Here is a 5,252-nt window from a genome sequence, read left to right as displayed (position 1 = left end):
TAAATTTCACCATACGGTGATTGCCCGATAATTTTAGGTTTTGCTATTTCGGGCAAAGAAAATTCCGGAGTTGTAATGGTAACCTGGGCAGTTGCAAATACTGCAATAAAAATAAAAGAACCTGAAACAAAAAATGCTTTCATGAAATTTATTTTCTTAAAGTTAATTAAAATATTTACTTCATTTCATTTTTTTATAAGCATTTATCAGGTTGTTGGTAGATGAATCGTGTGAGCTTACCTCATCATTATTCAACAGCTCCGGTAAAATTTTTCCAGCCAACACTTTTCCCAATTCCACACCCCATTGATCGAAGCTGTAAATATTCCAGATAACACCTTGTACAAAAATTTTATGTTCGTACAAAGCAATTAATTCACCCAAACTAAATGGTGTAATCTCTTTAATTAAAAAAGAATTGGTGGGGCGGTTGCCTTCAAAAACACGGTAAACATCATCATTCTCCGTTCCGTTCATCAATGCTTCGGTTTGTGCAAAAAAATTACTAAGCAATTTTTGATGATGATCTGCAATTACATTATGACTTATGGCAGGCGCAATAAAATCGCAGGGAATAATTTGTGTACCCTGGTGAATGAGTTGATAAAACGCATGCTGTCCGTTTGTACCCGGTTCACCCCAAATTACCGGGCCGGTGGAGTAAGTGACTTTTTCACCGTTCCTGTCAATATATTTACCATTACTTTCCATATTGCCCTGCTGAAAGTATGCAGCAAACCGATGCATATACTGATCGTAAGGCAGAATAGCTTCGGTAGTAGTACCATAAAAATTACTGTACCAAATACCAATCATTGCCATTAACACCGGAATGTTTTTTTCAAAACTGGTTGTGCGAAAATGAGTATCCGCTTCATGAGCCCCTTTTAATAATTCTTCAAAATTATTATAGCCAACAGTTAATGCAATAGACAAACCAATAGCACTCCACAAACTGTAACGGCCACCCACCCAATCCCAAAACACAAACATATTTTCGGGTGCAATACCAAATTTGGTAACTTCTTTTCCATTGGTTGATAACGCAACAAAATGTTTAGCCACTAACGCTTCATCTTTTGCAAGTTGTAAAAACCATGTTCTTGCACTGTGGGCATTGGTCATGGTTTCCTGTGTGGTAAAAGTTTTACTGGCTATTAAAAATAACGTTTCATCTGGCGTTACTTTTTTTAAAGTTTCGGCAATGTGGGTTCCATCAACATTACTTACAAAATAAGTTCGAATGCCTTCTACCCAATAAGGTTTCAATGCTTCTGTTACCATTACGGGCCCTAAGTCGCTGCCTCCAATGCCAATGTTTACAATATATTTTATTTTCTTTCCGGTATAACCTTTCCATTCGCCACTATGAATTTTTTTGCAAAAAACGTTCATCTGCTCCAAAACTTTTTTTACATCGGGCATTACATCAATACCGTCTGCTAAAACAGGAGCATCAGAAAAATTTCTTAATGCCGTATGCAACACAGCCCGGTTTTCGGTACCGTTAATTTTTTCGCCGGTAAACATGGCTTCAATAGCATCATTCAGTTTACATTCATTGGCTAATTGCAATAGTAATTGCAACGTTTCAGCAGTAATTATATTTTTAGAATAATCAAACAGCATATCACTGAATTGTAAAGAGAATTTGCTGAACCTTTCGGCATCATTTTCAAAAAGTGTTTTTATATGCATCGTTTTCATTTGGCTGAAATGATTTTGCAATGCATGCCACGATGGGGTAGAAGTGGGGTTAATTTTTGGAAAACTCACTGTAATAGTATTTTATTTGCAGCGAAGTTATTTAAAATAGATGGAGTTTCTATTTCTTCAATATTTCTATTGTAATAAATTCCTTTGGCTTCCAGAAAATTTTATACATCAAATAAAATAAAGGCAGGTTTGCCAAAATTAAAACTGCATAAAAATGGGTGACAAAAAATATCATAAAGAAAAGAGCACTGAATATAATACCACCCCAAAGGGTTCCGTTATCTGCGGCACAACCAATACCAAGTAATACAGGATCTGTTTTAGGTTTTGAAATATGCAGTGGTTTTGAAAAATGAAAACCATTTTCTGCCATAATTTTTATGGGTAAATGATCTTCATCAATTACCAGCGGCTCCTGTTCTTTTAACTGGTAAAGATGTGTATCGTTGATAACAATGTATAATTTTAAAACCCTTAGTAAAAGTTGCCTTTCTCGTAAAATTATTATGGTGGAGGGATTTTGAATAAATAGTGATTTACCAAAAATACATCAAAGTTTAAGAAAGAATAATTATTGTAACGGGGTTTTATTGCTTAATTGGTATTAGTCCTCTTATTCCCATATCCACTACACTGTCTCCATTTAACGGATCAAATTTTCCGTTGCTGTCCGCATCTTTCCATTCAAAACTTTTGTTTGTGCTAAGCGAAACCACAATATTTATATCTGCTGTTTCATTACCACTTATAACAAGCGGCGATGCAAATTGCCCTGTAACTACGCATGAGCCTGCAGGTATGGGTGAGGTTGCAAAAATAGGATTGGGAACGGTGGTTGATCCCGAAGGCGACTGGCCGCTTTGCACCATACCAAAACCAAAGGCACTGCCTTCGGTAGCCCAGTATCCCTGTGCTTTGTTAGCGTTTACAACTACGGTAGAGTCTTTTATTTTATAAGTTGATAAATAAGTGCGGTAACCTATAAACGAAGCGACTGTGGCATCAATGGTTTGCCCTAACCCGTTTACATAAACATTGTAATTTTGATAGGCCAAAGAAACCCTTAACCATGTATAAGTACCCGCCGCTAAATTTTTTACCGGTACACTTAAAAATATTTGATTGTTACCTGCAAATTTTGCCTGCGAAAAATCTATCGCAGTCGCACCACCTGTGGTAACTTCCGGTGCATGATATAAAACTGAACCTGCACCTAAAGCTGTAAATGCATTGGGTGTCAATTCTAAATAATGTGCACTCATTTTATTAAACCGGGGGCTTTGTGCTGCATTGCCTGAAGCAATTACCGAAGTTTGGCCAATTGCATTTAAACGGGCTTGTGTAGAATCAAACTTGAAAATAAAATTAATCTTCGACTCAGAACTAACTGGCTGTGCACTATCTTTTTGGCAAGATTGAAAAACCAGGGCTGCAAGTATAATTAGCAGGGATGTGTATTTCATAAAAACTGATTTAGGTTACAACGCCAGTTTACAGTTTTTATTTTCCAATCACATCGCCTCAATTACCCCAATCAATTTCTTCACCATCTCATCGGTAACATCCAAATGCGTAACCATTCTAACTTGTGTAGCAGAAATAGAAAGGCATAAAATATCATCCAGTGCCAATCTTTCACAAAATTCCTTTGCTGAATAAGAGCCGCTAACTTCAAAGATGATGATGTTAGTTTCTACAGGCATTATCTTGCCAATAAAATCTTTTTTAATTAGGGCCTCGGCTATTTGATGGGCATGCAAATGATCTTCCTGCAATCTTTTAATATTATTTTCAAGAGCAAAAATTCCTGCTGCAGCCATGTAGCCTGCCTGCCGCATACCACCGCCAAAAACTTTTCTAACACGCCGGGCCTTTTTAATATAATCCCGTTTGCCTAATAATAAACTTCCAATTGGTGTTCCTAATCCTTTACTGAGACAAACAGAAATACTGTCGAATACCTGACCGTATTGTACTGGTGATTCTTTCTTTGCAACGAGTGCATTCCATAGTCTTGCACCATCCAAATGAAGGCTTAAATTATTATGCAAGCAGATTTCTTTAATCTTTTGAAAATCAGTAAAATTATAACAGCTTCCACCACCTCTGTTTGCAGTATTCTCCAAGCTTACCAAACTGGTTATGGCTTTATGAACATCGTCGGGATTGATTGCTTCTAAAATTTGATCGGCTGTTAATCTTCCCTTGTCGCCTTCCAAAGCTTTTACCTGGCTGCCGCTGTTAAAAGCAATGCCTCCACCTTCGTAAATATATACATGGCTCATCTTTTCACAAATCACTTCATCTCCCGGTTGTGTATGGCATTTAATACCAATTTGATTAGTCATGGTTCCACTTGGGCAAAACAAAGCTGCTTCCATTCCAAACATTTCAGCGGTCATGGCTTCCAGTTGGTTTACAGAGGGGTCTTCGCCAAAAACATCATCGCCAACTTCGGCCTTAAACATAGCCTCAAGCATTGCTGGCGTAGGTTTCGTAAAAGTATCAGAGCGTAAATCGGTTATCATAAATTAAAATAGAAGTTTTAAGTACAAAGTTGAAAGTTACGAACCTACTGTGAACTATCAACCATCAACTATCAACTACTAACTTTTCTTATCCACTATTCAGCTGTTTTTTACACAAACGCTATGAAATGCGGTCTTTTTAACGTAGTTTTGCACACTATTTTCAAGGATTTTGCGCATTAACTATTCATTTGCAACATTTTCCCCAACAAATATGTCTTACAAGTGTTACATATTCTAGACTAATACATTACAATGAGGCAACTTAAGATCGCAACGCAAATTACCAACCGTGATTCACAAGCAGTTGAGAAGTATTTGCAGGAAATTTCCAAAATTTCGATGATCACTCCTGAAGAGGAGACCATTTTGGCCCAAAAGATCAAAATGGGTGATCAGCGTGCATTGGACAAATTGGTGCAGGCCAATCTTCGTTTCGTGGTATCTGTGGCTAAGCAGTACCAGCACCAGGGCCTTTCTCTTAGTGATTTGATAAACGAGGGCAACCTCGGCTTAATTAAAGCGGCACAACGCTTCGACGAAACCAAAGGTTTCAAATTCATTTCTTACGCTGTGTGGTGGATTCGCCAGTCTATACTACAGGCGTTGGCAGAGCAGGGCAGATTAGTCCGCCTGCCTCAAAACAAAATTGGCACTTACAACAAGGCTAACAAAGCCTATATGGCTTTTGAACAGGAACATGAGCGTGAGCCAAGTACCGAAGAATTAGCAGAATTACTTGAGATGAGTGAAACAGAGATCAACAACATTTTTCAAAGCAACACCCGTCATACTTCGCTGGATGCACCTGTGCACGAAGCGGAAGATGTGGCCATGGGCGACCTTCTTGAAGGCGGCGATGACACGGACGATGATGTGATGAAAGATTCATTGCGTAACGAGATCCGCAGGGTACTGAAATCACTCAGCCCCCGTGAAGCGGAGATTGTAAATGCGTATTTTGGATTGGATGGTGAAAATGGCGTAACGATCGAACAGATCGGCCAG

General features: G+C 38.3%; 5 protein-coding genes. 1 reads left to right on the top strand and 4 read right to left on the bottom strand.

From position 1 onward, the window contains the following. Positions 1-180: 180 nt before the first annotated feature. The 4 genes from pgi to ACY651_RS00235 form a co-directional block, all read right to left on the bottom strand. Complete coding sequence (gene pgi / locus ACY651_RS00250) at positions 181-1,776, bottom strand: glucose-6-phosphate isomerase (protein WP_462248491.1); 1,596 nt, start codon at positions 1,774-1,776, stop codon at positions 181-183. Between the two features lie 49 nt (positions 1,777-1,825). Next, entirely contained in the window at positions 1,826-2,089 is a 264-nt protein-coding gene (locus ACY651_RS00245) for a hypothetical protein (RefSeq protein ID WP_462248489.1), read from the bottom strand. Positions 2,090-2,303: 214 nt separating this feature from the next. After that, on the bottom strand, positions 2,304-3,179 hold the full coding sequence (locus tag ACY651_RS00240) for a hypothetical protein (protein WP_462248487.1): 876 nt from the start codon (positions 3,177-3,179) through the stop codon (positions 2,304-2,306). Positions 3,180-3,227: 48 nt separating this feature from the next. Further along, entirely contained in the window at positions 3,228-4,244 is a 1,017-nt protein-coding gene (locus tag ACY651_RS00235; RefSeq protein WP_462248485.1) for a threonine aldolase family protein, read from the bottom strand. A gap of 255 nt (positions 4,245-4,499) precedes the next feature. Here ACY651_RS00235 and ACY651_RS00230 point away from each other — a divergent pair. Continuing rightward, positions 4,500-5,252: sigma-70 family RNA polymerase sigma factor (locus ACY651_RS00230; protein ID WP_462248483.1), on the top strand; the 753-nt coding region annotated here is incomplete at its 3' end.

Origin of the sequence: Ferruginibacter sp. (genome assembly GCF_031391665.1) — a bacterium.
Lineage (GTDB): Bacteria > Bacteroidota > Bacteroidia > Chitinophagales > Chitinophagaceae > Ferruginibacter.
Note: the sequence above shows the minus strand (reverse complement) of the source record. Positions and strands in the feature narration are given on the sequence as shown.